This window comes from Reyranella soli (genome assembly GCF_007992495.1).
Classification (GTDB): Bacteria; Pseudomonadota; Alphaproteobacteria; order Reyranellales; family Reyranellaceae; genus Reyranella; species Reyranella soli.
On sequence record NZ_BKAJ01000030.1, the window covers coordinates 119,744 to 143,977 of the forward strand.

Consider the following 24,234-nt stretch of genomic DNA (forward strand, 5'->3'; position numbering starts at 1 on the left):
GCCCTCTCCCTCGCCGCACTCTGCCATGTCGGCACGTCGGTGCAATCGGTGTAGTCTTTTGGGCCATGTTGTTTGACGCGCTCGATCTCGGCGCCACCTTCGTCTTCGCCATCAGCGGCGCCACCCAGGGCGTGCGCAAGCGGCTCGATCTGTTCGGCGTGCTGGTCGTCGCCTGGGCCGCCGGCGTGGCAGGCGGCATCGCCCGCGATCTGCTGATCGGCGCCGTGCCACCGGCCGCAATCGCCCATTGGCGATACTTCGCCATCACCATCGCCGCCGGGCTGGTCGGCTTCTTCGCCTCCGCACAAATCGCCCGGCTGAAGACGCCGGTGCAGCTCTTCGATGCCGCGGGCCTTTGCCTGTTCGCCGTGACCGGCACCGAGAAGGCCCTGGCCTACGGCCTCAACCCCTTTGTGGCGGCCGTCCTGGGCATGATGACCTGCATCGGCGGCGGCGTGGCGCGGGACCTTCTGACGCTCGAGATCCCGACCGTGCTCAGGGCCGAGCTCTATGCCGTAGCGGCGCTGGCGGGCGCGGGGTCGATGGCGCTCGGCTTCACGCTCGGCCTACCGCACATCCCGGTCATGGTCTTCGGGGCCGGTCTCTGCCTCTTCCTGCGACTGATGTCGCTTTATCGGGGCTGGCGACTGCCTTCTAGTAAGTATTTCAAAGAAACTGATTAACTTCGAAGACCGGGAAGCACCGTCGCCCTTGCCGGTCCTCTGTATGAACGCTAAACACACGGCCGTCATTTTGTCGCAAGCCGATCGGGGGAAAGGCAGTCAATGGCGACGAAGAAGAAGAGCAAGACGCCGGCCGCTGAAACTCTGAACGGGTCGGCCAACAAGTTGAACGGCAAGGTAAATTCGGCTCGGGCCAGCGGCACGACCGAGGCGCGGGACACCGCGCGCCTGCTGCTGGAGATCGAGGCCATCCACTGCCGGCCCGAGAACCCGTACATCTTCACCTCGGGGCGGGCGAGCCCGGTCTATATCGACTGCCGAAAGCTGATCTCCTACCCCGAGGCGCGCTCCAAGATCATGAGCCATGCGCTCAGAGCGATCGATCGCGACATCGGCTGGAACAAGATCGACGTGGTGGCGGGCGGCGAAACCGCCGGCATCCCGTTCGCCGCCTTCCTGGCGGCGCTGGCCAAGAAGCCGATGATCTACGTGCGCAAGCAGCCCAAGGGCTTCGGCCGCATGGCGCAGATCGAGGGTGACCTCAAGCCCGGCAAGCGCGTGCTGCTGGTCGAGGACCTGGCCACCGACGGCGGCAGCAAGCTGGTCTTCATCGAGGCGCTGAAGAAGGCCGAGGCCAAGGTCACCGACTGCTTCGTGATCTTCCACTACGGCATCTTCCCGCAGAGCGTCGAGATGCTGGCGGCCGGCGGCGTCAAGCTGCATGCGCTCGCCACCTGGTGGGACGCGCTGGAGGCGGCCTCGAAGTACAAGTACTTCGACGAGAAGGGCCTCGCCGAGACCCGCGCCTTCCTCGAAGCGCCCGAGCAATGGTCGGCCAACCACGGCGGCCGTCCACCGGCGCCGCGCCCGACGCTGGGACGGTAAGAGTCATTGGACCGCGGGCCTCCAGGCCCGCTCATGAATCATGAGGCGGGCCTGGAGGCCCGCGGTCCCTTGAGGTTGCCTCACGCATCAACGAATGCGACGGTGCGCGGACATGATCCGTCGCATTCTTTTTGTACTCCTCGCGCTCGCAGCGCTGGCCAGCCCTGCCCGCGCCAAGGACGAGCTGGTGATCGGGATGACCCAGTCGCCGGGCACCTGGAATCCGTTGATCAGCTCGATGCTCGCCAAGTCGCTGATCAGCAACATGACCAGCCGGCCGCTGACGGCGTGGAACGCCGACTGGAAGCTGGTCTGCCTGGTCTGCACCGAGCTACCGACGATCGAGAATGGCAAGGCCCGCGTGATCGACCTTCCAGATGATGGCAAGGGGGGCGGCAAGAAGGGCATGGAAGTCGATCTCGAGCTGCGCGACCTGAAATGGGGCGACGGCACGCCGGTCACCGCCAAGGACGTCGCCTTCACGCTCGAGGTCGGCCGCCATCCGCTGTCGGGCGTGGCCTCGGCAGAGTTTTTTAAGCGCGTCATCAAGTTCGACGCCAAGGACGATCGTCGCTTCACCATGACGATCGATCGCGTCACCTTCGACTACAACAGCATGGGCCTGCTCCTGCTGCCGGCGCACATCGAGAAGCCGATCTTCGAGGCCAATCCTGCCGAGTATCGCAACAAGACGGCGTTCGACACCAACTCGACCAACCCTGGCCTGTTCTTCGGCCCCTTCCGCATCGTCGAGATCGTGCCGGGCAACCGCATCGTCCTCGAACAGAACCCGACCTGGACGGGGGAGAAGCCGTATTTCAAGCGCATCGTCGTCAAGATTATCGAGAACACGGCGGCGCTCGAAGCGAACCTTCTCTCCGGCAATGTCGACTACGTCTTCGGCGAACTCGGCCTGTCGCTCGACCAGGTGCTGGCCTTCGAGAAGCGCCACAAGGACAAGTACGACTTCATCTACAAGCCGGCGCTGATCTACGAGCACATCGACACCATGCTCGACAACAAGCTCCTCGAGGACCGCCGCGTGCGCCAGGCGATCCTGAGCGCGATCGATCGCAAGGCCATCTCCGAGAAGCTGTTCGAGGGCAAGAACCCGATCGCCGACGGGCCGATCAGCCCGCTCGACCCGATGTTCACCCCCAACACCAAACATTACGCCTACGATCCGGCCGCTGCGCGCAAGCTTTTGGACGAAGCGGGCTTCTCCGACATCAAGAACGGCGTGCGCCACAACGCCAAGGGCGAGCGGCTGTCGCTCGAGATCACCACCACCGCCGGCAATCGCGTGCGCGAGCTGGTGACGCAGGTGATCCAGAGCCAGCTCCGTCAGGTCGGCATCGAATTGCGCATCAAGGCCGAGCCGATGCGCGTCTTCTCCGAGGCGCTGAATCGCCGCCAGTTCTCGGCCCTCGCCATGTATGCCTGGGTGCAGTCGCCCGAGGGCGTGCCGCGCACGCTGCTCTATTCCACCGAGATCCCGACGGCCGAGAACGCCTGGAGCGGCCAGAACTACCCGGGCTACCGCAACCCCGCCATGGACGCCGCGCTCGACGGCGCCGAACGCGAGCTCAACTTCGACAAGCGCCGCGCCCTGTTCGCCGACATCCAGCGCATCCATGCCGAGGACCTGCCGGTGCTGCCGATGTTCTTCCGCGTCGATCCCTTCGTCATCCCCAAGCAGCTCAAGGGCGTCGTGCCGACAGGCCACATCAACAGCTCGACCCTGTGGATCGAGCAGTGGCGCTGGGAGAACTGAGTTGAGGCTGGGGGCGCGCCACTCCAGTGGCGCGATCATCTGTCGTTGCCGTCAAAGGCGCGCGACTGGAGTCGCGCGCCCCCAGCCATGAGCCGTTACCTCGCCAGCCGGGCCGTCCAGACCGTCGTCACGCTCGCGCTGATGAGCTTCGTGGTCTACCTGCTGATCGGCCTGATGCCGGGCGATCCCATCGACATGATGATCGCGGGCGATCCCAACATGCGGAGCGAGGACGCCGCCCGCCTGCGCGCCGTCTACGGCCTCGACAAGCCCCTGCTCGAACGCTACGCGGCGTGGGCCTGGCAGGCACTGCAGGGCAACTTCGGCTACTCGCGCACCTTCAGCCAGCCGGTGTTGACCGTGCTGTGGCCGCGCCTGGTCAACACCTTCGTCCTGGCGGGACTGGCCTTCGTCATCGCCGTCGCCATCGCCCTGCCGCTCGGCATCTGGGCGGCGTCGCGGCCGCGCAGCCGCATCGACTACCTGATCAACCTTCTATGCTTCGGCGGCATCTCCACCCCGCCCTTCTGGCTCGCCCTGCTGCTGATCACGCTGTTCGCCGTGAAGCTCGGCTGGCTGCCGGCCGGCGGCCAGGCCGACATCCGGCCGGGCACGTCGTGGCTCGCGGCCCTCGGCGATCGCTCGCGCTATCTCGTCCTACCCGTGACCACGCTCGTGCTGGTTCAGGTCGGCGGCTACACCCGCTTCATGCGGGGCGCCATGATCGAGGTATTGCGCCAGGACTATATTCGTACGGCACGCGCCAAGGGCCTGCCCGAGGGCCGCGTGCGCTGGGGCCATGCCTTCGGCAATGCGCTGGCGCCGGTGCTCACCATCCTGGCGCTGTCGTTCGGCGGACTCTTCTCCGGCGCGCTGATCACCGAGACCATGTTCGCCTGGCCCGGCATGGGCAAAGCGATCTACCAGGCCATCCTCGACAACGACTACAACCTCGCTTTGGTCGGTCTGCTGATCGCCACGCTGGCCACCATGCTGGGCAACCTTTTAGCCGACCTCGCCTACGCCTGGGTCGACCCGCGCGTGTCGATCGAGCAGAGCGCATGACCGACACCGCCTCCGGCCCGTCCTCGGGACCATCGGCCAGCCCGGGATGGCTGGTATGGACCCGCCTGATACGCCATCGCCTGGCGCTGGCTTCGCTGATCTTCCTGCTGGTGCTGCTCGTCCTGTCGCTCGCCGCCCCGTGGATCGCCGACTGGCGCGGCATCGACCCCACCGCGACCGACCTCTTCCGCCGCTTCGAGCCGCCCTCGGCCGAGCATTGGCTGGGCACCGACGATCTCGGCCGCGATCTCTTCCAGCGCCTGCTCGACGGCGGACGCGTGTCGCTGCTGGTCGGCGTTTCGGGTGCGCTCCTGTCGGCGGTCATCGGCGCCCTGATCGGCGTTCTAGCGGGCTATCTCGGCGGCCGGCTCGACGCGGTGCTGATGCGCGTCACCGACGGCGTGATCGCGCTCCCCATGCTGCCGTTGCTGATCGTCCTGGCCGCGGTCGATCCGCGCAAGATCGGCGTGCCGGTCGAGATCGCGCAGTCGGAGACCTTCTCGCTCTATCGCATCGTCTTCATCGTGTCGCTGACCGGCTGGACGACCGTGGCGCGCCTGGTGCGCGCCGAGACGCTGTCGCTGAAAGCCCGCGACTTCACCCGCGCCGCCAGGGCGCTGGGCGCGCGGCCCGAGCGCATCATGTTCCGCCACATCCTGCCCAACGCCGCGGGCTCGCTGGTGGTCGCCACGACACTGTCGATCGGCTCGCTCGTCCTGCTCGAATCGACGCTGTCCTTCCTCGGCCTCGGCACCCAGCCGCCGGCGGCGAGCTGGGGCAACATGCTGACCGGTGCGCAGGAGCTGCTGCAGCAGGCGCCCGTGCTGGCGCTGCTGCCGGGCCTCATGATCTTCGTCACCGTGATCGCCTTCAATTTCCTGGGCGACGGCCTGCAGGACGCCCTCGATCCTAGAAGCGAGAGACGTTTGTAGAGTCTTCTCTTCCGGACTGCGCGCATCTTGCGCGCTCAAGCTCATGAGGGCGCTGGAAGCGCGCGGTCCGGAAGACATGAGTCAGGCGATCTCCAGGATCGTCTTGCCCATGCCACGGCCGCTCTGCGCCCAGGCCATCGCCTCGGCGAAATCGGTGAAAGCGAACTTGCGACCCACGGCCGGGGAAAGCCGGCCCTCGCCTGCCCAGGCGATCAGCTCCTCCAGCTCGGCCGCCGCCTTGGTGCGTTCGAACAGAACGAACTGACGGACGTCGACGCCGACCAGGGCCGCTCCCTTCATCAGCGGGAGATTGACGCGCAGGCGCGGGATCTCGCCGCCGACGAAGCCGACGACGAGATGCCGTCCGCGCCAGGCGAGCGAGCGGAAGGCCGGCTCGAACAACGGCCCGCACAACGGGTCGAACACCACGTCCGGTCCGCCGCCGTTGCAGGCCTCCTTCAATCGCTCGCGCCATCCCTCGACGGCACTGTCGAGGACGCGATCGGCACCTCCTTCTCGCGCGAAGGCGCGCTTTTCCTCGGTCGAGGCCACGGCGATCACCTCGGCACCCAAAAACTTGCCGATCTGCACGGCGGCGATGCCGACGCCGCCGGCGGCCCCCAGCACGAGCAGGCGCTCGCCCTTCTGCAGGTTGGCGCGGTCGCGTAGCCCGTGCAGCGCCGTGAGGTAGTTGAGCCGCAGGCTCGCCGCACTCGCGAAGGGCAGCTTATCGGGGATGCGGAACACGCCCTCGCGCGGCGCCACGGCGTACTCGGCGAAGCCGCCTTGGGCGGCCGCCAGGACGCGATCGCCGACCGCAAGGCCCGTGACGCCGGCGCCGACCGCCGAGACCGTGCCGGCGATCTCCTGGCCGGGCGTATGGGGCAGCGCCGGCTTCACCTGGTAGCCGCCCAGCGCCACTAAAACATCAACGTAGCCGATGCCGCAGGCGGCGACCTTGATCTGGACCTGGCCAGGACCGGCCTGCGGCGCATCGCGTTCGGCAATCCGATAATCCGAAATCGTGTTCAGCGCAGTCCCGCGTACGTATCTCACCTGAAAACTCCGACCATGCGTACCGCACCGACCGTAGCAGGTGACGGCCCCCGAGGGCGCGCGGTAAAAAGCCTGGGGGAGACCATTCCATGATGAGCAAATTCCTGTGCGGCTTCGCCGTCGCGGCTTCGGCATTGATGGTGGCTGACCAAGCCGCCGGCCAGGACACGCCGCGCTGGTACGGCATCGATTGCAGCCACTCACGCATCACGGTGCCGGCTGGCCTGAAGTGCAGCACGACACAGAACTACGCCGGCGGCGAGCACAGCTGGGGTGGCGATGCCGGCGGCACCTTCCGCGGCTGGATGGCGAGCGGCGCCGGCGTCTTCTACTATCTGGTCGAGGCGACCAGCCTGGGCGCCGGCCTGATGGAAAGCGCCTCACTGAAGCAGGCGATCCGCTCCGAGATGCGCGACGGCAACAGCCTCGCCAACTTCTCATCGCTCGGCAATCGCGGCGGCGCCGACTACATGACTTTCACCGGTGGCTCGGGCGACGCCTGCGTCGGCATCCGACGCTACGGCCCCGCGCAGGGAGCCGGCTACCAGTGGATCCTTTATGGCGTGCGCTGCGAGCCGCGCGGCCGGCCGCTCACCGATGCCGAGATCGACGGTTTCATTGGCGGAGCGACCTACCGAGGCCCATCAGCGGCCGGCTGACTCATTGCTGGGGGCGCGTCATGTCTTCTGGACCGCGCGCTTCCAGCGCGCTCATGAGCTTGAGCGCGCAAGATGCGCGCGGTCCGGAAGAGCATGAGAAGACGCGCCACTTACGGCGGAGTTTACTCCGCCTCTAGTGGCGCGCCCCCAGCGAAGAGCTAGGCATAGGCGGGCGTGAACGGGTCGAGCGGGATGATCGACTCGCGATCTGTCGGCACTCCACCACGCTTCGTGCCGACCTCGATGTTGATCCACTTCTCCGCCATGTGCGGCGGCAGGATCCGGCCGTCGGGCAGTGATAGCCACATCCGTATCAGGTGGCGCTTCGGCCATCCCTCGGCACTGGGCCCGTCAGCGTATTCGGTGCGCGAGTGGAAGACGATGTGGTTCTGCAGGAACTGCATGTCGCCCGGCTCGAAGTGCAGCTTCAGGCAGAACCGCTCCTCCTCGCAGATATCGTAGTAGACATCAAGCGCCTCCCGCTGCGCGTTCGACATGCGCGGTGCGTCGGGGAAACGCGTCATCGACTCGATATACTGCCGGATCGGCGAATAGCCGGTGAACTGGCCGCGATGCCAGGAGAAGAGCGGCATGCCGAACCACGGCTGCTTGCCCGCCGGCACCTCGCCGCGGCGGTCCATGTAGATCGGCTTGTAGAGCTCGGGCAGCAGGTCGGGTCGCCTCCGCATCAATTCGTCGTGCACGGCGATGCCGCTCACGATCCTGCTCTCGCCGCCCGTCCTGGCGCGGTTGATGCAAAGCAGTCCCACGACATCGCAGGAATCGGTGTGGAAGCAGAGCTCGGCCGTGCTCTGGGTCAGCCGCCTGTCGTGATGCTGCTCGGTGTCGCCGACATCGATGACATGGCCCACGACATGACCGTTGCGGTTCTGGGTGATCGGGTCGCCGATGTGGCGGCTGAGCCCCCAGTAGATGCGGATCAGCGTCTCGCGGTCGTAGCGCTCGACCGGCAGCCCCTTGATGTAGCCGAAGCCGAGGCCTGAGCGGATCTGCGCCCTGAGCGCGCCGAGACGCGTCGTCAGCCGGTCGAGCGGAAAGTCGTCGCGCTCGATCTCCTGGATGCCGAGCCCGCGCTGGCGCGTCGCGCGCACGGCGGCGTCGATCTCGGCGACGTCGGACTCGCCCAGCCGGCAAACCCAGTCGTCGCGCAGCATGACCTGCGGCACGGTCCAGGCGGAGCTGCCGCCGATCGGTGTTTTGGGCATATCCATGCGGGACTCCTTGGTTTGCGGGGCCCTGAGGATCGCGCATCCAGGATCATTTCAGAAATTGTTGTTTCTGATTGAAATCATTTCTGAAACTATGAGGCCATGGCCCCTGCCCGCCGCCATCTCCCGAGCCTCGAGCGGCTTCGCGCCCTGCGCGAGGTCGCCCGCCTGGGAGGATTCTCGTCGGCCGCCAAGGCTCTCGGTCTCACCCAGCCCGCGGTCAGCAACCACATCCGCCTGCTCGAGCAGCAACTGGGCACGAAGCTCCTCGAACGCATCGGCAAGACGGCGCGGCCGACGCCGGAAGGCGACACCCTGATCGCGGCGAGCTCGCGCGCCTTCGCCGAGATCGATCGGGCGATGGACGAGATCGCCCGCGCCAAGGCCGCCGTTTCCGGTCCTCTCGTGCTGGCGACAGGCGCCACCGCGACCACGCACTTGCTGCCGCCGGTCATGGCCGACCTCCGTCTGCGCCATCCCGGCATCGACCTCAGGGTCATCACCGGCAATACCGTCGACCTGATCCCGGGCCTGCTCGACGGCTCGACCGATCTCGGCCTGGTCACCGCGCCGGTGCGCCATCGCCATCTGCGCACCAGGTTCTTCTTCCACGACCGGCTGGTGTGCATCGCACCGCCGGGCCAGGCGCCGGCCACCCGCACGATCCGGCCGCGCGACCTCGAGGGCCGCCAGCTCTTCCTCTACGACCGCGGCGGCACCATCCGGCGCGCCGCCGACACCTGGCTCGGCGCAACTGACCGCAAGCGCATCCGCGTCAGCGACATCGGCAGCGCCGAGGCGATGACGGCGTTCGTCGCCGCGGGTCTGGGCTGGGCGATCGTCTCGGAAGTCGCGGCACGCGAAGCGGCAGCTGCCGGCCGGATCGACCTCTTCGGGCTGGCGCCGCCGCTGTTCCGCGATCTCGTCCTGGTGTGGCGAGCCGACCGCGCGACACGGCCGGTCATCGCCGCGGCCCTTGCCGTCTTCACCAGCAACGCCCGTGTTCACGAATAAAGGCAAAAACTGGGCAGACGATAGGCTACGGAACCGTCTTGCATTGGAGTCTCAAGATCGAGCAATAAGGGATTGCCCCTCTTAAGGAAAAACAAAGATGCAGAAACAGTTGCTTCCGCTATTTGTCTTGTGCGCTTTGTCTCTTGCGGCCTGTGACCCGACCCCACCTGAGAAGAAGATCTCGGCCGACTATCAGGCACCCGTCACGGCTGTCGCCCCTCCCACCAACCTCCGCTCGGTCTGCTACAACGACACGGACCTCAGCGCCTTTCGCGTCCGCATGGTCCAGCAGCAGCTCGTCGTCGCCGCCCTCCAGTGCAAGGGCGCCAATGGCAAGATCTATCTCGACGACGAGTACGCCGCCTTCATCAAGAAGTTCAGTCCCGAGCTTTCGAGCAACGCCAACGAGCTGAAATCCCTGGTCAAGCGCAAGAAGGCCAACCTCGACGTCATGGTCACCGAGATCGCCAATCGAACGGCCCAGCGGCCGGTCCACGACCACGAATTCTGTTCGCGATATCAGCGCGCCTTCGACTGGGCACTGTTCGCCGAGGTGACGTCACTCACCCAGGTTCCGGCGCCCTACGATCTCGGACCCGAGATGAAGGTCTTTCCCTGCCCGAAGGGCTGAAAATCTTCCGGACCTACGCCGGCACCTGCTCGCGCGGCATCCAGCTGCGCGCTTCGCCCTCGTAGATCGCGCCCGGATTGCCGCGCACCGTCGTGCGCCACATCATGCGCTGCTCCGTGTCGCCGTCATACCATGTGGCGGCATGGACCAGGCAGCGATTGTCCCACACCACCAGGTCACCCACCGTCCATTCGTGGGCGTAGACGAACTCCGGCCGCGTGTAGTGCGCCATCAGCTCATCGAGCAGCGCGGCGCCCTCGCCGCGCGGGCCGGGCTCCATGCCGACGAACGGGCCGTCGACCCAGTCCATCTGGCCCCATTCGCAGACATAGAGCGCAGGCCTGCCGGTCACTGGATGGATGCGCACGACGGGCTGCGGCTGCGAGCGCGCAGTCGGCGCCTGCTCGATGTCGGTGCGGCCGGCCAGCGCGCCCTCGCGCGAGCGCGCCGTGCCCGGCTGGCAATGCAGGCCCTGCAGCCCGTGGACCTTCGCCTTCAGGTGAGCCGGCAGGGCGGCGTAGGCCGCCGTGCCGTCGGCGAACAGCGTTTGGCCGCGGTCGCGGGCGACCGGCGTCACGGCATAGAACAGCGAGATGTCGGGTGGCGGCCGGCGATAGCTCTGGTCGGTGTGCCAGCCCTTGCGATGCGGATACTGCACCGGCAGACGGCCGTCAGGTGTCGTTGGCGGATCGGGCCGCCGGGGCGGCTTCCGGTTCACCGGCGCCATGTTCGACACCAGGAAGATCTCGGGCACCGTCGTGTGCACCGAGCTGCGCTGCGTGAGCGTGTAGCGATAGTCCTCGACCTCCGAGCCGAAGGCACGGCTGAGCGCCACCAGCAGCTCCGGCTTGTCGGCGATCTCCTGCAGGCCCGGGATCAGCATCAGGCCGTTGGCATCCGCCAGCACCCCCGGCAGGCCTTTGGGAATGCCTTCCGACAAGGACTCCGCCAGCCGGACTGTCGCGCCGAACGAAGCGCCGGCCAGAGGTTTGGTGACGTCAAAAGCAACACTCATCGGACCACCTCCAGAGGGTCCATCCTAGAACAGAGTCAGGCACCGCCCCAACCCGGCAATCGACTGGCCTGCTTCACCCAGGCCGCGAAACGGGCTTCGTCGATGCGGTCGTCCTCGTGGATGTCGAGGTAGCGCACGTCCTTTTGCTTGGACTCGCCGGGCGGAACGGGATTGAGGGCGGCGCCGCGGAAGAAGCTGACCTTCACGTAGCGCGTGAAGCAGTGGAAGCTGAGAAACCAGCCCTGCCCTGCCATCCCGTAGAACGGCGAGTTCCATTTGACTGCTTTCTGCACGCCGGGAACGGCGCGGACGATGAGCGCGTCGAGGCGGCGGCCGACGTCGCGCTTCCAGCCCGGCATGGCGGCGATGTAGGCCTGCACGGCGGCGTCGCCGTCAGCCTTGGCGATCTGAGGATTGCCGCCTGAGAGGAGGATCGGCTTGGCACACTTCCTTGTCTTCATGGCCATTGCGTTCACCCGACTGATGGACGGATAACCGATCGACGATCTTAATCAATGAAGGGGTCTTGGGATGCAGCGTACGGATTTCACGGCCATGAGCCGCCTGTCGGCCGACATCGACCTTTTAGCCGAAGGCAAGGCGACCGGGTTCGTGCGCGTGCCGCATTCGGTGCATCGCTCGGCCTATGGCTGGATTCCCATCCCCATCGTGCGCATCAAGAACGGCGACGGCCCCAGCGTGCTGATGCAGGCCGGCAACCATGGCGACGAATGGGAAGGCCAGATCGGCCTCGGCAACCTGATCCGTGCGCTGCAGCCGAAGGACATCAAGGGCCGGCTGGTCATCCTGCCCTCGGCCAACTTTCCGGCGGCGATGGAAGGTCGCCGCACCTCGCCGATCGACGAGGGCAACCTCAACCGCTCCTTCCCCGGCGACGCCGACGGCACCATCACCCAGCAGATCGCCTATTTCATCGAACATGCCCTGCTGCCGGGCTTCGACTACAGCTTCGACTTCCATTCCGGCGGCAGCTCGCTCACCTACATCCCGAGTGCGCTCGCGCCCAAGCACGAGGATGAGGCGCGCCTGCAGAAGGTCATCGGCATGCTGAAAGCCTTCGGCGCCCCGGTGAGCTACCTCGCCTCGATGCCGCAGGGCGGCGGCAAGACCTTCACCTCGGCCTCGGCGCGCCAGGGCGTGATCTCCATGGGCACGGAGCTGGGCGGCGGCGGGCTGGTGACGCCGGGCTCGCTGAAAGTCGCCGAGGACGGCATGCGTCGCGTGCTGGCGCATATTGGCCTGCTGCAGGGGCCTGTGCCGGCGCCGACCAAGACGCGGCTGACCGAGATCGGCGGCGACGACTACTACGTCTATGCCACCGACGGCGGCCTGTTCGAGCCGCTGGTCGACCTCGGCGCCGAAGTGAAAGCAGGACAGCCCGCGGCGCGCATCCATTTCCATCACACACCGTGGCGCGAGCCCGAGGTCGTGCCCTTCAAGCGCGACGGCCTGGTGCTGTGCAAGCGCGTGCCGGCGCGCTGCGAGCGCGGCGACTGCCTGTTCCATCTGGCGACGGATGTTGCGGGATAGAGAAACTCCAGCGCAAGGCCATGCCTGAGCCCGTGATCGAGCCCATCCGCCGCGCCTTCGCGGTGCTGCAGGCGCTCAATCGCCGGCGCTCGACGACGCTTGCGGTGCTGGCCGCCGAGACTGGCCTGCCAGGCCCGACCGTGGTGCGGCTGCTCCATACCCTGATCGCGCTGGGCTACGCCTCGCGCGTATCGCGCGAGGCGGGCTACCGGCTGACCGACCAGGTGCTGTCGCTGGCCGGAGGCGTGCGCTTCATCGATCACCTGGTCGACGCCGCCATCCCGCACATGAGCCGCTTCACGCGCGAACAGGGCTGGCCGCTTTATCTCGCCACGCTGAGCGCCGGCGGCATGGCGATCCGCCATTCGACCGCGCCGGAGAGCCCGATGTCGTTCGAGGCGGCCGGCTACGATCGCAAAAGCCCGGTGCTGGTGGGCGCACTCGGCCGCGCCTGGATCGCCTTCTGTCCCGACGACGAGCGGCGCCGCATCCTGCGCAGCCTCGGCGTCCGCCAGGGTCCCACGCTGAATGCCGCGCTCGAGCGCATCCGCCGCGACGGCTTTGCCTTCACCCAGCCGCTGCGTCCGATGCGCATGCACGGCATGGCCGTGCCGATTCTCGACAAGGACCGCGTGGCCGGCTGCATTTCCATGCGCTTCCCGCGCTCGGCGATGAGCGAGACGGAAGCCGGCGCCCGCTATGGCAGACTTTTAGCCAGGATGACGGCAGCGATCGCGGCCGATCTGACGGACCGGCGCGATGGGGCGAGCGGGAGCGGCTCCGGGTTGTGAACAGCTGCGGCATATTGCGCAGATGTACCGCTCGCCTCGGCCGTGCAAGGCTGAGGTCCCATCAATTTCGAAAGGAGGTGATTACGTGAAGTTCACCAATGCGACACCGTTGACCTTCTCTGTAACCGCCACCGGGATCGTTCCTGCGCTGGCGAATTGCTAAAAGTCGACGGTCGTCGGCGCAAAGCCGCCTTCGGGCGGCTTTGTTGTTTTTGGGCGCAGGGTCGCGCGCACGACGCGCCAACCCGCCCCCTTCACGCTGCTCTGTAGAAGGGCTTGTCGCCGCACACCGTCACGCGATGGCCGTAGCGGCGGTGCGGGAAGTAATCGAACATCGCATGGTGCTGGGCGCAGCGATTGTCCCAGAACGCCACCGAGTTCGCCTGCCACTTGAAGCGGCACTGGAACTCCGGCGTCTCGATGTGCCGGTAGAGCATCTCGAGCAGCGCGTCGCTTTCGTTGCGCTTGAGCTGCGGGATGCGCAGGGTGAAGCCGCGATTGACGTAGAGCCCCTGCTTGCCCGTCACCGGATGGGTGCGCACCACGGGATGCTCGGCGTTGGGGAACTTGATGTCGTCGCGGTCTTTGGCCTTCACGCGGTAATAGTGCGCCTTGGAGCTGTCGTGCAGCGCCGTCAGCTCCTGCAGCATCCGCTTGATCGGCTCTGACAGCGTCTCGTAGGCGCGGTACATGTTGGCGAACAGTGTGTCACCGCCGCTGGGCGGCACCTCGGTGAGGTAGAGGATCGAGCCCATCGGCGGCTCCACGTCACAGCTCACGTCGGAGTGCCATTCCTCGCCGGCGACGTGCTTGGACTTCTCGTCGGCCTTGATCACCAGGATCTCAGGATGGTCCTTGAACTCGATCGGCGCGTTGGGATGGGTGTGCAACGGCCCGAAGCGGCGGCCGAAATCCTTGTGCTGGTCGATCGTCATCTTCTGGTCGCGGAAGAAGACCACCAGGTTGTCCATCAGCGCATCGTGCACTTCCTGGAACTGCTGGTTGCCGAGCGGCTTCGCAAGGTCGACGCCGAAGATCTCCGCGCCAATGGTGGGCGTGAGCTTGCGCACCTCGATCGACTGATAGGCCATAGCTTCCTCCGTTGGCTTCAAGCTCGTTTGCAGCGTTCTAGGCCCACCTGCCTGCAGCCGCACGGTCAGAGTGGGCAAAGTCCGTATTACGGAGTGCCGTGCCGCGGCAGTACCGCCCGAAGCGGTATGGAAAGTCGGCTTCTGTGATAGGATTGAAATTGAGTCGTCCAGGACAATGGAGACGGGACCATGACGACCTACACCGTAACCTACAACGTGACCCTGACGATTGAAGTGCAGGCGGACAGCACCGACGAGGCGGAATGGCTCGCGGACCGTGAGTTGCCATTGCATTGCGACGTCAATCGCGCCGTGAGTTGCCACCGCATTGCGGCGTCACCGACGCGGACGCACGAGGACCACGGGACCGCCGCAGGCTAACCAGAGCGCGTTTCACTTCTTTTTGCTCTTGGGCGCCTTCTTCTTCGCTTTGCTCTGATTGAACTCGATCGCGGCACGGACGAGGGCCTTCAGGGCGCGCTCGTTGACCTTGTCGCCCTCGAACAAATCGATCGCCCGGCGCTGGTTGCCTTCCAGGCCCGCGTTGAAGAGCTTGTCGGGATCCGCCAGGCGCGCGCCATATTCAAAGGTGACCTTCACCTTGCCTTTGTGCGGGTTGGCGACGGCAATGATGCCGTCGCGCGACCACACCGGGCTGCCCATCCACTTCCATTCCTCGACGATCTCGCGGTCGGCCGTGAGGATGGCCTTGCGGACGGTGACGAAGGTCGCAGCCCTCCAGTCCGTGAGTTCTGCGATCATCCGGTCGATGCGTTCCGAAGGAGTCATGGGCTCTTAATGCCTGATCACCCCGGCCGCGCCAAGACCTGCTCCAGGCTGGCAAAGAACCGCGCCCATCCGACCTTGGCGCCGCCATAGGCCTGCTGCTGGTCCGGCCGGAAGCCCGACTGTTCCATGCGCAGATGGGTACCGGTGGATATCGGCGTGAGCGTCCAGGTCACGACGCTCTCGAGGCCATAAGCGCCCCACGTGTAGGACAGCGTCCTGTTCGGCTCGACGGTCACGACCTGGCAGTCGACGGAACCCCAGTCGGCGCTGAACTTGAAGTCGTGCCCGACGACGGGCTTGAAGTCGCTCTTCATCAGCCACTCCTGGATCAGATGCGGCTGGGTGAGCGCACGCCAGATCTTTTCCGGCGGATGGGCAATCTCGCGTTCGACGACGACGGAGCGCACTTGGGTGGCGGGGGCAGCAGCAGTGTTGCTCATTGGTCCATCCTCTTGAGGAGATCTTCGAGATCGTCGAACCGGCCTTGCCAGAAGCGGGTCATCTGGCTCGTCCAGTCGATCAGCGGGGCGAGCGCGCTGAGTTGCGCGCTGTAGTGCGTCTGTCGGCCTTCGTGGCGGTCGCGCACCAGCCCGGCCTGCTTCAGGACTCCAAGATGCTTGGACACGGCCGGTTGCGAGACTCCGGCCCGGGCCGTCAGCGCCCCGACCGTCTTCTCCCCTTCGCGGCACAGTCGTTCGAAGATCGCCCGCCGCGTGGGATCGGCGAGCGTCCTGAAGAGCACATCGTGAGCGTTCGGCATCCTGGATCAATAACCCGTTGGCTATTGATCAACGTATAACCGGCGAGATATGCGTTGGTCAAGCCGCCAGGAGGGAGACTTTCGGTACGGCGCTCACTGCATCCTGATGGCGGCCTTCTTCGCGAGATCGATGTTGTCCCGTATCTCCCACTTGATGATCCGCTCGAACTCCTGCGACGTGGTGGGCGAAGGGTCGGTGCCGAGTTCCAGCAGCCGCTCGCGGACCTCGGGTGACTCGAGCGCCCTTTTCGCCTCGGCGTTCAGCCGGTCGATCACCGTGCGCGGCGTGCTGGCGGGCGCGAACAGGCCAATCCAGAAGGTGTAGCCGCTGTCGGGGAAGCCCTGCTCCTCGGTGGTCGCAAGATCGGGCAGTGCCGGGGAGCGCCGCGGGCTGCCGTTAGCCAGCGCCACGATACGGCCCTGCTTGATCATCGGCAGGGCGGCGACGATCGGACAGAAGCAGAGGTCGGTCTCGCCGTTCATGGTGTCGCGCAGCGCCTCCGGCGTACCGCGATAGGGCACGTGCACGACGCCGATCTGCGCCGAGAGCCGGAACTTCTCGGCGTTCATGTGCGTGCCGCTGCCCGTGCCGGCGGTGGCGTAGGTGAGCTTGCCCGGTTCCGCGGCCGCCGCCTGTGCGTAGTCGGCCGCGGTCTTCCAGCCTTTCGACGGCGCAGCGACCAGGATGTTGGGCTGCTGGGCAAGCATCGTGATGGCGCGCAGGTCCACCCGCGTGTCGAAGGTCAGGTCGGGATAGATCGCGGGATTGACCGTGTGGGCCGAGGAGTTGACGAGCAGCGTGTAGCCGCTGGGCTCCGCGCGAGCGACCTGGCCGGCGCCGATGGTGCCGCCGGCGCCCGGCCGGTTGTCGATGATGATGGGTTGGCCGAGATTCCGGCTCATTTCCGCCGCCACGATGCGAGCCACGACGTCGGTGGCACTGCCCGGCGTGAAGGGCACGACGATGTGGATCGGCTGATCGGGCCAGGTCTCCGCCATTGCGCGCTGCAAGAACGGAATGTCGGCCAACACGGACAGGATGGCCAATAAGACAAAGCGATTCATGACGGGCTCCTCAGAGCGCGAGGCTGATGCCGGAGACGACGAGCAGCAGGTGACGGCAACCTCGAACTGCCGACCCGAGAGCCGCGGCGATGACAAGGTTGAGCGCTGGTTGAAGGGTGATCTTCCCGCCCTTCCGTCATCCCGACCGGAGCCGAGCGAAGCGAGGCGAAGCGGAGGGACCTGTTCTTATGGCTGCATCGCAAAGAAAAGGTCCCTCGACTGCGCCGTCCTCCGGACGGCTTCGCTCGGGATGACGGTTGACCATCAATGCGCGTGCTCACAGGTGACATTGGGGTTCATGTCGGCGAAGGCGCCGCGTGGGTTGCTCTTCCAGGCCCAGACATGCAGCTCGTAGAACGGCCCCAGCCCGTAGCGGTTGGGCGCGTTCATGAAGTTGAAGAGCTGGCCTTGCAGCTGGGCGGGCCCCTTCGAGGTGATGTACTCCACCGCAATCAACGCCATCTTGCCGTCGGGTCCCGGCTCGTACATCACCGCCTGCGGATGGGCGATGTCGACGGCGTCGGCCTTCAAAAGCTGCTCGCTGACATAGTGGACACCCATCGCACCGCCATCGATGCCGCTGGCGCAGGGGATCGGCGCGTAGCCCTCGGATACGGCGACCGACACGTCCTTGAAGCGGTCGTTGGCCATGCGCACCTTGTCCACCAGCGTGTGGCCGCGCTGCTGGGCGAGGACGGCCGTCGCAAGCGATATCAAAGCCGCGACCGTCAGAAACTTGAGGCAGTAGGCAACAGTCATTTGCTTTCCTTCTTCACTGACAAACAGAGAGAGGCGCGGTCCGGCATTGCCGAACCCGTGGCCAAGACATCGAGAGATGGAGAAGCGGGTTACGCGCGAGCGTTCAGCGGATCAGGATTTCCGCAGCGCCAGTGTGTTGAGTTGATATGCGTACGGGCACGCTTTTCCTTTCCTCGGTGAGGGGTCTTCATCGAGCGGCCCCCAAATGCCCGAACTCGCGCTGCAAGACTTTGACGGATGATTGATTTGTCCTTGAGAAGCTCTTGATTGATGTTCCCAGCCCCGTGTGCATCGTGAGGCATTCCCGCGTGCAATTCGTCTTTGACAATCATGTGCTCGATGCCGACCGACGCGAGCTACATCGCGGCCGCATGTCGGTTGCAGTCGAGCCGCAGGTATTCGACCTACTGCTCCACCTGGTCCGGAATCGCGACCGTGTCGTCAGCAAGGACGACCTCATAGCGTCGGTGTGGCGCGGTCGGATCGTGTCGGATTCGACCTTGGCGAGCCGCATCAACGCCGCCCGGCGGGCGATCGGCGACAACGGCGATGCGCAAAGGCTGATCCGGACCGTCGCCCGGCGCGGCATCCGCTTCGTCGGATCGGTGGACACAAGCAGCGCCAGCCCGTCACCGGCATCATCCCCTGCGCCCACGTTGCGCGCAGAGCGCCCCGCCATCGCGGTGCTGCCCTTCGTGAACGCCAATGGCGAGCCGGAGCAGGACTACTTCGCCGATGGCATCTCCGAGGACATCATCACGGAACTCTCCCGGCTGCGCTGGTTCCTGGTCATCGCCCGCAATTCCTCCTTCACCTACAAGGGCAAGCCGGTGCCGATGAGGCAGATCGGCGAGGAGCTGGGCGTCGGCTACCTGGTCGAGGGCAGCGTGCGCAAGAGCGGCGATCGCGTGCGCATCACCGCGCAGCTCAACGAGGTCACAACGGGCAAGCAGCTGTGGGCGGAGCGCTACGACCGCCTGCTCTCCGACGTGTTCGCCATCCAGGACGAGATCACCGCGGCGGTGGTGGCCGCCATCGAGCCGCAGGTCTGGGCCAACGAGAGCTTCCGCGCCCAGCGCAAGGCGCCGGAGAGGCTCGACGCCTGGGACCTGGTGATGCGCGCGCTATCGCACTACTGGCGCGTGACCAAGGCGGACAATCTGCTGGCCCTGCAGCTCCTCGAGCAGGCGATCGTCCTCTCGCCGGACTACGCTCAGGCGCTGGCGGTATATGCGGTCAGCACCATGTTCGGCGCCCACATGGGCTGGCAGGATCCGGCTGTCGCCGTGCCGGTCGCCGAGCGCGCCGCTCTCGAGGCGGTCCGCGCCGACAGTGAGGATCCCTGGGCGCACCTGGCGCTGGCGACCATCCATCTGCACCGCGGGCGCTTCGACGATTCGCTGGCCGCGTTCGAGCGGGCGCTGCGCCTCAATCCGAACTTCTCATTGGCGCTGGGCTACTACGGCCTGGTGCTGCCCGGCGTTGGACGCTGGCGCGAGGGCGCCGACGCCGCCCGGCGAGCGCTCCGGCTCAGCCCACGCGATCCGTTTTCGGCCATCTTCAGCGGCGTCGCGGCCTACGCCGAGTTCGTCGGTCGCAACTATGCAGAGGCCGTGCGCCTCGCCCGCGAGGGGATCCGCCAGCGCCCGGAATTCGTCGGCGGCTACCGCATCCTCACTGCAGCCGCCGCCATGGCGGGCGACCACGACCTCGCCCAGTCCGCCCTGCAGGAGCTGCGCCGCACGCAGCCCAACATCTCGCTGGCCTGGGTCGAGAGTCAGATGCTGGTGAGAGACCCGGTCGAACGGGCGCACTACCTGGAAGCGTTCCGCCGCGCTGGTCTGGAGTAGGCCCCAAGGACCAAAAGTGTTGCTATTCAGCAACACCCGGCATGCCCACCTGTGTCCTTCCAGTGCCATGGAAACTAAGCCCTCGCGCCCGACGTTCGTGCGACGGGTGTGTGGGAAAGGACGTGGGTCAAATGCCGTCAACGAACTGGGAGACTTCGAACAACCGCGTGCTGCTCGTCGACGATGACGAGCTCTATCTCGAAACCATGATGGCCGAGCTAGAGGACCGAGGCTTCGCGACGCGCGGCTACCTCGACGGTCCTTCGCTCTTCAAGGAACTGGACAGGGCGTCCGAAGCGGACGCCCTGCTGCTCGACTGGACGCTGCCCAGCATGTCAGGAATCGACGTGCTGTCGGCAATGCGGGATCGCGGCATCGACGTGCCTGTTGCCTTCCTGACCGGCCGCGCCCTGGTCGATTACGAGCACCTCGCACTGAATCGCGGCGCCATCGATTTCATCGACAAGATGCGCGGCATCGACATCATTGCCCAGCGACTGAACCGCATGGTCGTCGGCAGCCGCCGGCGGCCTGCTGTCGCCCCGGCCGAGCGCGAAACGCCGGTGGTCTGCGGCGCGCTCAGCCTGTGGCATCGCAACCCGCGCATCGAATGGCGCGGAGCCGATACCGGGCTGACGCTCACCGAGTACAAGGTGATCAGCCTGCTGGTCGCCAACGCCGGCAAGCCGCTGACCTACCGGGCGATCTACGACACCATGCACTACGCAGGCTTCATGGCCGGCTTCGGCACCGACGGCTATCTTGTCAATGTCAGGTCGGCGATGAAGCGCATCCGCAAGAAGTTCCTGGCGCTCGACCCAGCCTTTGCCGAGATCGAGAACTTCGCGGGTGTCGGATATTCCTGGCGCAAGCCTGAGCAGGGCTAACTCAGAACCTTCCAGACCGCCGGCGAGACCTGCCTGCGCGAAGCCGAAGCGGCTTCGCTTCGGCGGAGGCAGGCGTCGGCGGTCCGGAAGAGAGCTACTTCGGGGTGCAACTCGCGCACGAAAGCTTCTTCGCCGTCGTGCGCCCATCCTTGCGCGGCCGCGTCTCGGCGTGGCCGCAGACCGAGCAGCCGTCGATCTCGAAATGCACCCAGTGGGTCGGCTTGCCGCAATCCTCGCACGGCAGGCCGCGGCGGTTGCCGCTCGAGCCGAAGCCCGGCGTGTCGCATTTCGGGCAGAGCCGCTCCAGGCGCTTGGCGAGCTTCCAGGACAGCGCGCGCAGCACGCGCATGCGCAAGGGGTTGCGATGGGCGCGCATGTCAGCGATCAACACGGCCATGCCGTCCTCCGACCGCCTGGCCTCCTGGTTCATCGCCGAGACGACGTCGTCCAGGGTATCCAGCCCCGTCTTGATCGGATGGTCCATGTCGCTGCTGCACAGCACGAACACGCCGAAGCGCGGGAAGCCGATCGCCTTCACCGCGGCGGGAATGTTGGGATCGCCCGCCTTGAAGCGCAGCAGGCGCCAGTTGGTGCGATGCGTCGGCAGGGTCTCGATCAGTTTGATGCCGCGCTTGCGGTCGATGAAGGCCATGATCTCCACGCCGCTCGGCACCAGCGGCACGGTGTTGATCGGCCCGTAGCTGCCCTCGTTGGCGATGGCGCAGTCGACGTCGAGCGAACGGAAGGCGAGCTCGGCCTTGATGGCGCAGGTCTCGACCAGGGCGTCGGGCCGCGGTACCTCGCCCGAGAAGGTGCCGAGCTCGTCGGTGTCGAGTTGCGGCGCCACCACGATCTCGGCATCGAGCAGCCGGCGGAACGGCGGCGCCACCGCCAGCTCCTTGGCGTGCATGGTCGCAAGACCGATGCGCTGGCCGGCGTAAGGATGATGTCCTGTCAGAGCCACGGCACCACGGTCGACGACCGAATCGATGGGACTTACTCCAGCAGAATTACTCGGCCGCTTGCGGCATGGCCTGTCGGGCGAGCTGCTGCTCGACCAGCGTCGCCCAGTAGGAGGCGCCGATCGGCAGGATCTCGTCGTTGAAGTCGTAGCCCGGGTTGTGGACCATGCAGCTGCCCGCGCCGTCGCCGTTGCCGATCCAGATGTAGCAGCCGGGCCGCTTCAGCAGCATCCAGGCGAAGTCCTCGCTGCCCATGGCCGGCGTCGGATTGCGGTTGACGTTCTCGAGGCCGACCAGGGCCGAGGCCGCCTTGGCCGCGAACTCGGTCTCCTGCTCGCTGTTCACGGTCGCGGGATAGCGCCGCTCGTAGCGCCACTTGGTGACTTCGGCGCCGAAGCCCGCGGCGACGTTGCGCGCGATATGCTCGATGCGCCGCTCGATCATGTCCTGCACCGGCTTCTTGAAGGTGCGGACGGTGCCGCGCAGCACGCATTCCTGCGGGATCACGTTCCACGTGTCGCCGGCATGGATCTGGGTGGTCGAGACCACGGCGGTGTCCATCGGGTCGATGTTGCGCGCCACGATCGACTGCAGCGCCGTCACGATGTGGCTGCCCACCACCACCGGATCGATGCCGTGATGCGGCATGGCGCCGTGGGCGCCGACGCCCTTCACCACCACCTCGAAGATGTCGTACGCCGCCATCATCGGGCCGGGCCGGACGGCGAAGCGGCCGATCGGGATGCCCGGGATGTTGTGCATGCCGTAGACGCCCTCGACCGGGAACTTGTCGAACAGCCCCTCCTCCACCATGACGCGGCCGCCGCCCTCGTTCTCCTCGGCCGGCTGGAAGATGAAGTAGACGGTGCCGTCGAAGTTCTTGGTCTCGCTGAGGTACTTGGCGGCGCCCAGCAGCATCACGGTGTGGCCGTCGTGGCCGCAGGCATGCATCTTGCCGGGGATGGTCGACTTGTGATCGAACTCGTTGGTCTCGTGCACATCGAGCGCATCCATGTCGGCGCGCAGTCCGATCGCCCGCTTGGAGGAGCCCGAGCGCAATACGCCCACCACGCCGGTCTTGGCGAGGCCGCGATGCACCTCGATACCGAAGGATTTCAGTTTTTCAGCGACGACGTCGGCGGTCCGTACTTCCTCGAAGGCCGTCTCTGGATGACTGTGAATGTCATGGCGCCAAGCGGTCATGTCCTTGTGAAACGAGGCGATACGATTAATGACCGGCATTCCGCTATTTCTCCCAAATATGGGTGCGGATCGTAAGGATGCCCGGCGACGGGTCAAGCGCGCCGAGCATGCGCCCGCGCACATCAGGCATAGTGCAGGAAGTTCGGTCCCGCGCCGGATGGCACGATTGCCTCCTGCGATGGCCAATGCAACCATGTGTAGAACGAGCCGGCTCAGCCGCAGGAGGCATTCCATCCAATGAAGCGCGCGATGCTCCGGCAGGGCTCGATGGTGCGGCTCACGGCAGCATGTGTGACGCTCGCCGCTGCCCTGGCGTACCTGATGCCGGCGCGTGCCGAACCGCAAGACAAGGAGGGGCCGGCCGCGAAGAGCGAGACGGACGCCAAGGATCGGCGCCCCTCCGTCGACGACATCTGCCGCACGCTGGCGCAGGCGGCTGCCGACAACGAGCTTCCCGAGGAGTTCTTCACGCGCCTGATCTGGCAGGAGAGCCGGTTCGACCCGACGGCGGTCAGCCCGGCCGGGGCGCGGGGCATCGCGCAGTTCATGCCGCAGACCGCCGCGATGCGCGGGCTCATCAATGCATTCGAGCCGCTGGAAGCGCTGCGCGAATCGGCGAGCTATTTGCGCGAGCTGCGCACGACCTTCCGCGGCAGCCTCGGCCTCGCCGCGGCGGCCTACAATGCCGGCCCCGCCCAGGTCGAAGCATGGCTCTCCGGCCGCCGCGGGCTGCCTTTCGAGACACAGGCCTATGTCCGCATCATCACGGGTCATGCCGCGCAGGAGTGGGCGTCGTCGACACCGCCGCAACTGTCGTTCTCGAACACGCCGCCGACCGGCGAACGCTGCGTCGAGCTCGCCAAGCTGATGCTCGAGACGCCGCGGCGGCGGCGCGATCTCACCGCCGATCCGGCGTGGGGGCCGTGGGGCGTCCAGCTTGCCGGGACGTGGTCGGAAGGACGCGTGCTCGCCACCTACGAGCAGCTGCGGCGCAAATACGGCGCGGTCCTCGGTGACCGGCTGCCGCTCGTCGTGGAGGCGTACCGTCGCGCGCCGTCAAGGTTCATCGTGCGCGTCTCGGAAAGCAGCCGGGCATCGGCGGACTTGCTGTGTTCAAAACTGCGTGCCGCTGGCGGGGCCTGCGTCGTCCTGCGCAATCCGCGAAACCAGTAGCTCCGCAGTGATCATGACGGTTTGGCGCGGGGACGGTGTGATTGCCAGCACTGCTGGCACCGGTCCCGGCCCGGAGAAATTGCGCCGCTCTACCGCCTATGGGGCGCAATAATTAGAACCACAGTTGACTCGATAAAGCACTTCAGTTATATTGGCTTCGCGCTCGCCTCCCGGTGGCTCCGCTCTATGCATCGTTCATCCGATACCATCGCGCCCGGCGGCAACCCAGCCGGGTCCGACTTCCGTCATCCCAAGCGAAGCCAACCCGAAGCGACCCGGCACTGCCACAGCGTGGAAACCGCCTGCGGAAATGGCGCAAATTCAAAAAGGCGGAAGATTCAATGGCTTCGTCGGTGCTTCCGGGTCTCGCGGAAACTAGCGGGAATTCACCCGACCAGCGGTCGAGCCGA

At 66.2% G+C, this 24,234-nt stretch carries 26 protein-coding genes; 14 read left to right on the top strand and 12 right to left on the bottom strand.

What is annotated here, in order from left to right:
- Positions 1-65 precede the first annotated feature (65 nt).
- The 5 genes from RSO01_RS07890 to RSO01_RS07910 all read left to right on the top strand — a co-directional run bounded on the left by RSO01_RS07890 (position 66) and on the right by RSO01_RS07910 (position 5,339).
- A complete protein-coding gene (locus RSO01_RS07890) occupies positions 66-683 on the top strand; it encodes a trimeric intracellular cation channel family protein (protein WP_147147904.1) in 618 nt (205 codons plus the stop codon).
- Between the two features lie 102 nt (positions 684-785).
- Positions 786-1,568, top strand: coding sequence for an orotate phosphoribosyltransferase (locus tag RSO01_RS07895; protein WP_147147906.1), 783 nt, complete (start codon positions 786-788; stop codon positions 1,566-1,568).
- Positions 1,569-1,680: 112 nt separating this feature from the next.
- Positions 1,681-3,342: a peptide ABC transporter substrate-binding protein gene (locus RSO01_RS07900; protein ID WP_147147908.1), complete on the top strand. Its 1,662-nt coding sequence runs from the start codon at positions 1,681-1,683 to the stop codon at positions 3,340-3,342.
- 87 nt (positions 3,343-3,429) lie between these two features.
- Positions 3,430-4,407, top strand: coding sequence for an ABC transporter permease (locus RSO01_RS07905; RefSeq protein WP_147147910.1), 978 nt, complete (start codon positions 3,430-3,432; stop codon positions 4,405-4,407).
- On the top strand, positions 4,404-5,339 hold the full coding sequence (locus RSO01_RS07910; protein WP_147147912.1) for an ABC transporter permease: 936 nt from the start codon (positions 4,404-4,406) through the stop codon (positions 5,337-5,339). Before RSO01_RS07905 ends, RSO01_RS07910 begins: the two co-directional genes overlap by 4 nt.
- A gap of 81 nt (positions 5,340-5,420) precedes the next feature.
- Here the strand turns inward: RSO01_RS07910 and RSO01_RS07915 are convergent, their stop codons facing one another.
- A complete protein-coding gene (locus RSO01_RS07915) occupies positions 5,421-6,395 on the bottom strand; it encodes an NADPH:quinone oxidoreductase family protein (RefSeq protein WP_218037276.1) in 975 nt (324 codons plus the stop codon).
- Positions 6,396-6,484: 89 nt separating this feature from the next.
- On the opposite strand from RSO01_RS07915, the gene RSO01_RS07920 reads away from it, so the two are divergent.
- Positions 6,485-7,054, top strand: a complete 570-nt coding sequence (locus RSO01_RS07920; RefSeq protein ID WP_147147916.1) for a hypothetical protein — start codon at positions 6,485-6,487, stop codon at positions 7,052-7,054.
- Between the two features lie 158 nt (positions 7,055-7,212).
- Here RSO01_RS07920 and RSO01_RS07925 read toward each other — a convergent pair whose 3' ends face one another.
- Positions 7,213-8,286: a TauD/TfdA family dioxygenase gene (locus RSO01_RS07925; RefSeq protein WP_147147918.1), complete on the bottom strand. Its 1,074-nt coding sequence runs from the start codon at positions 8,284-8,286 to the stop codon at positions 7,213-7,215.
- 99 nt (positions 8,287-8,385) lie between these two features.
- On the opposite strand from RSO01_RS07925, the gene RSO01_RS07930 reads away from it, so the two are divergent.
- Positions 8,386-9,297, top strand: a complete 912-nt coding sequence (locus RSO01_RS07930) for a LysR family transcriptional regulator (protein ID WP_147147919.1) — start codon at positions 8,386-8,388, stop codon at positions 9,295-9,297.
- A 136-nt stretch (positions 9,298-9,433) separates the two neighbouring features.
- Complete coding sequence (locus RSO01_RS07935; protein ID WP_170302918.1) at positions 9,434-9,928, top strand: hypothetical protein; 495 nt, start codon at positions 9,434-9,436, stop codon at positions 9,926-9,928.
- A gap of 13 nt (positions 9,929-9,941) precedes the next feature.
- On the opposite strand, the gene RSO01_RS07940 is transcribed toward RSO01_RS07935, so the two are convergent.
- Positions 9,942-10,943: a TauD/TfdA dioxygenase family protein gene (locus RSO01_RS07940; protein ID WP_147147924.1), complete on the bottom strand. Its 1,002-nt coding sequence runs from the start codon at positions 10,941-10,943 to the stop codon at positions 9,942-9,944.
- 35 nt (positions 10,944-10,978) lie between these two features.
- A complete protein-coding gene (locus RSO01_RS07945; protein ID WP_246158183.1) occupies positions 10,979-11,404 on the bottom strand; it encodes a DUF1801 domain-containing protein in 426 nt (141 codons plus the stop codon).
- 70 nt (positions 11,405-11,474) lie between these two features.
- Here RSO01_RS07945 and RSO01_RS07950 point away from each other — a divergent pair, with 70 nt between their 5' ends.
- Positions 11,475-12,494, top strand: a complete 1,020-nt coding sequence (locus RSO01_RS07950; RefSeq protein WP_147147928.1) for a succinylglutamate desuccinylase/aspartoacylase family protein — start codon at positions 11,475-11,477, stop codon at positions 12,492-12,494.
- 20 nt (positions 12,495-12,514) lie between these two features.
- On the top strand, positions 12,515-13,285 hold the full coding sequence (locus RSO01_RS07955; protein ID WP_147147930.1) for a helix-turn-helix domain-containing protein: 771 nt from the start codon (positions 12,515-12,517) through the stop codon (positions 13,283-13,285).
- Between the two features lie 254 nt (positions 13,286-13,539).
- Here RSO01_RS07955 and RSO01_RS07960 read toward each other — a convergent pair whose 3' ends face one another.
- Positions 13,540-14,376 carry a TauD/TfdA dioxygenase family protein gene (locus tag RSO01_RS07960; RefSeq protein WP_147147932.1) on the bottom strand — a complete coding sequence of 279 codons (837 nt, stop codon included), beginning with the start codon at positions 14,374-14,376 and terminating at the stop codon, positions 13,540-13,542.
- A 189-nt stretch (positions 14,377-14,565) separates the two neighbouring features.
- On the opposite strand from RSO01_RS07960, the gene RSO01_RS07965 reads away from it, so the two are divergent.
- On the top strand, positions 14,566-14,757 hold the full coding sequence (locus RSO01_RS07965) for a hypothetical protein (protein WP_147147934.1): 192 nt from the start codon (positions 14,566-14,568) through the stop codon (positions 14,755-14,757).
- A gap of 12 nt (positions 14,758-14,769) precedes the next feature.
- Here RSO01_RS07965 and RSO01_RS07970 read toward each other — a convergent pair whose 3' ends face one another.
- From RSO01_RS07970 to RSO01_RS07990, 5 genes are all read right to left on the bottom strand, one after another.
- On the bottom strand, positions 14,770-15,165 hold the full coding sequence (locus RSO01_RS07970; RefSeq protein ID WP_147147936.1) for a DUF1801 domain-containing protein: 396 nt from the start codon (positions 15,163-15,165) through the stop codon (positions 14,770-14,772).
- Positions 15,166-15,182: 17 nt separating this feature from the next.
- Entirely contained in the window at positions 15,183-15,605 is a 423-nt protein-coding gene (locus RSO01_RS07975) for an SRPBCC family protein (protein ID WP_147147938.1), read from the bottom strand.
- Positions 15,602-15,925, bottom strand: coding sequence for an ArsR/SmtB family transcription factor (locus tag RSO01_RS07980; RefSeq protein ID WP_147147940.1), 324 nt, complete (start codon positions 15,923-15,925; stop codon positions 15,602-15,604). Before RSO01_RS07980 ends, RSO01_RS07975 begins: the two co-directional genes overlap by 4 nt.
- 93 nt (positions 15,926-16,018) lie before the next feature.
- A complete protein-coding gene (locus tag RSO01_RS07985; RefSeq protein WP_147147942.1) occupies positions 16,019-16,990 on the bottom strand; it encodes a tripartite tricarboxylate transporter substrate binding protein in 972 nt (323 codons plus the stop codon).
- A gap of 264 nt (positions 16,991-17,254) precedes the next feature.
- Positions 17,255-17,749, bottom strand: coding sequence for a hypothetical protein (locus tag RSO01_RS07990; protein ID WP_147147944.1), 495 nt, complete (start codon positions 17,747-17,749; stop codon positions 17,255-17,257).
- Between the two features lie 308 nt (positions 17,750-18,057).
- Between RSO01_RS07990 and RSO01_RS07995 the strand changes: the two genes are divergently transcribed.
- Both RSO01_RS07995 and RSO01_RS08000 read left to right on the top strand, forming a co-directional pair.
- The gene (locus tag RSO01_RS07995; RefSeq protein ID WP_147147946.1) at positions 18,058-19,599 is read left to right on the top strand and encodes a winged helix-turn-helix domain-containing protein; all 1,542 of its coding nucleotides are present in this window, start codon (positions 18,058-18,060) and stop codon (positions 19,597-19,599) included.
- Between the two features lie 131 nt (positions 19,600-19,730).
- On the top strand, positions 19,731-20,486 hold the full coding sequence (locus tag RSO01_RS08000) for a response regulator transcription factor (protein WP_170302919.1): 756 nt from the start codon (positions 19,731-19,733) through the stop codon (positions 20,484-20,486).
- Between the two features lie 94 nt (positions 20,487-20,580).
- On the opposite strand, the gene RSO01_RS08005 is transcribed toward RSO01_RS08000, so the two are convergent.
- On the bottom strand, positions 20,581-21,450 hold the full coding sequence (locus RSO01_RS08005; protein ID WP_147147950.1) for a DUF6671 family protein: 870 nt from the start codon (positions 21,448-21,450) through the stop codon (positions 20,581-20,583).
- Positions 21,451-21,496: 46 nt separating this feature from the next.
- Positions 21,497-22,690, bottom strand: a complete 1,194-nt coding sequence (locus RSO01_RS08010; RefSeq protein ID WP_147147952.1) for a M20 aminoacylase family protein — start codon at positions 22,688-22,690, stop codon at positions 21,497-21,499.
- A 198-nt stretch (positions 22,691-22,888) separates the two neighbouring features.
- Between RSO01_RS08010 and RSO01_RS08015 the strand changes: the two genes are divergently transcribed.
- The gene (locus RSO01_RS08015; protein WP_147147954.1) at positions 22,889-23,824 is read left to right on the top strand and encodes a lytic transglycosylase domain-containing protein; all 936 of its coding nucleotides are present in this window, start codon (positions 22,889-22,891) and stop codon (positions 23,822-23,824) included.
- Positions 23,825-24,234 lie beyond the last annotated feature (410 nt).

Coding starts and splice junctions, on each gene's coding strand:
- RSO01_RS07890 (WP_147147904.1), top strand. CDS start 66: ATGTTGTTTGACGCGCTCGATCTCGGCGCCACCTTCGTCTTCGCCATC.
- RSO01_RS07970 (WP_147147936.1), bottom strand. CDS start 15,165: ATGACTCCTTCGGAACGCATCGACCGGATGATCGCAGAACTCACGGAC.
- RSO01_RS08000 (WP_170302919.1), top strand. CDS start 19,731: ATGCCGTCAACGAACTGGGAGACTTCGAACAACCGCGTGCTGCTCGTC.
- RSO01_RS07895 (WP_147147906.1), top strand. CDS start 786: ATGGCGACGAAGAAGAAGAGCAAGACGCCGGCCGCTGAAACTCTGAAC.
- RSO01_RS07945 (WP_246158183.1), bottom strand. CDS start 11,404: ATGAAGACAAGGAAGTGTGCCAAGCCGATCCTCCTCTCAGGCGGCAAT.
- RSO01_RS07905 (WP_147147910.1), top strand. CDS start 3,430: ATGAGCCGTTACCTCGCCAGCCGGGCCGTCCAGACCGTCGTCACGCTC.
- RSO01_RS07985 (WP_147147942.1), bottom strand. CDS start 16,990: ATGAATCGCTTTGTCTTATTGGCCATCCTGTCCGTGTTGGCCGACATT.
- RSO01_RS07900 (WP_147147908.1), top strand. CDS start 1,681: ATGATCCGTCGCATTCTTTTTGTACTCCTCGCGCTCGCAGCGCTGGCC.
- RSO01_RS07980 (WP_147147940.1), bottom strand. CDS start 15,925: ATGCCGAACGCTCACGATGTGCTCTTCAGGACGCTCGCCGATCCCACG.
- RSO01_RS07955 (WP_147147930.1), top strand. CDS start 12,515: ATGCCTGAGCCCGTGATCGAGCCCATCCGCCGCGCCTTCGCGGTGCTG.
- RSO01_RS07925 (WP_147147918.1), bottom strand. CDS start 8,286: ATGGATATGCCCAAAACACCGATCGGCGGCAGCTCCGCCTGGACCGTG.
- RSO01_RS07930 (WP_147147919.1), top strand. CDS start 8,386: ATGGCCCCTGCCCGCCGCCATCTCCCGAGCCTCGAGCGGCTTCGCGCC.
- RSO01_RS08015 (WP_147147954.1), top strand. CDS start 22,889: ATGAAGCGCGCGATGCTCCGGCAGGGCTCGATGGTGCGGCTCACGGCA.
- RSO01_RS07950 (WP_147147928.1), top strand. CDS start 11,475: ATGCAGCGTACGGATTTCACGGCCATGAGCCGCCTGTCGGCCGACATC.
- RSO01_RS07910 (WP_147147912.1), top strand. CDS start 4,404: ATGACCGACACCGCCTCCGGCCCGTCCTCGGGACCATCGGCCAGCCCG.
- RSO01_RS07965 (WP_147147934.1), top strand. CDS start 14,566: ATGACGACCTACACCGTAACCTACAACGTGACCCTGACGATTGAAGTG.
- RSO01_RS07990 (WP_147147944.1), bottom strand. CDS start 17,749: ATGACTGTTGCCTACTGCCTCAAGTTTCTGACGGTCGCGGCTTTGATA.
- RSO01_RS07960 (WP_147147932.1), bottom strand. CDS start 14,376: ATGGCCTATCAGTCGATCGAGGTGCGCAAGCTCACGCCCACCATTGGC.
- RSO01_RS07920 (WP_147147916.1), top strand. CDS start 6,485: ATGATGAGCAAATTCCTGTGCGGCTTCGCCGTCGCGGCTTCGGCATTG.
- RSO01_RS08010 (WP_147147952.1), bottom strand. CDS start 22,690: ATGCCGGTCATTAATCGTATCGCCTCGTTTCACAAGGACATGACCGCT.
- RSO01_RS07975 (WP_147147938.1), bottom strand. CDS start 15,605: ATGAGCAACACTGCTGCTGCCCCCGCCACCCAAGTGCGCTCCGTCGTC.
- RSO01_RS07940 (WP_147147924.1), bottom strand. CDS start 10,943: ATGAGTGTTGCTTTTGACGTCACCAAACCTCTGGCCGGCGCTTCGTTC.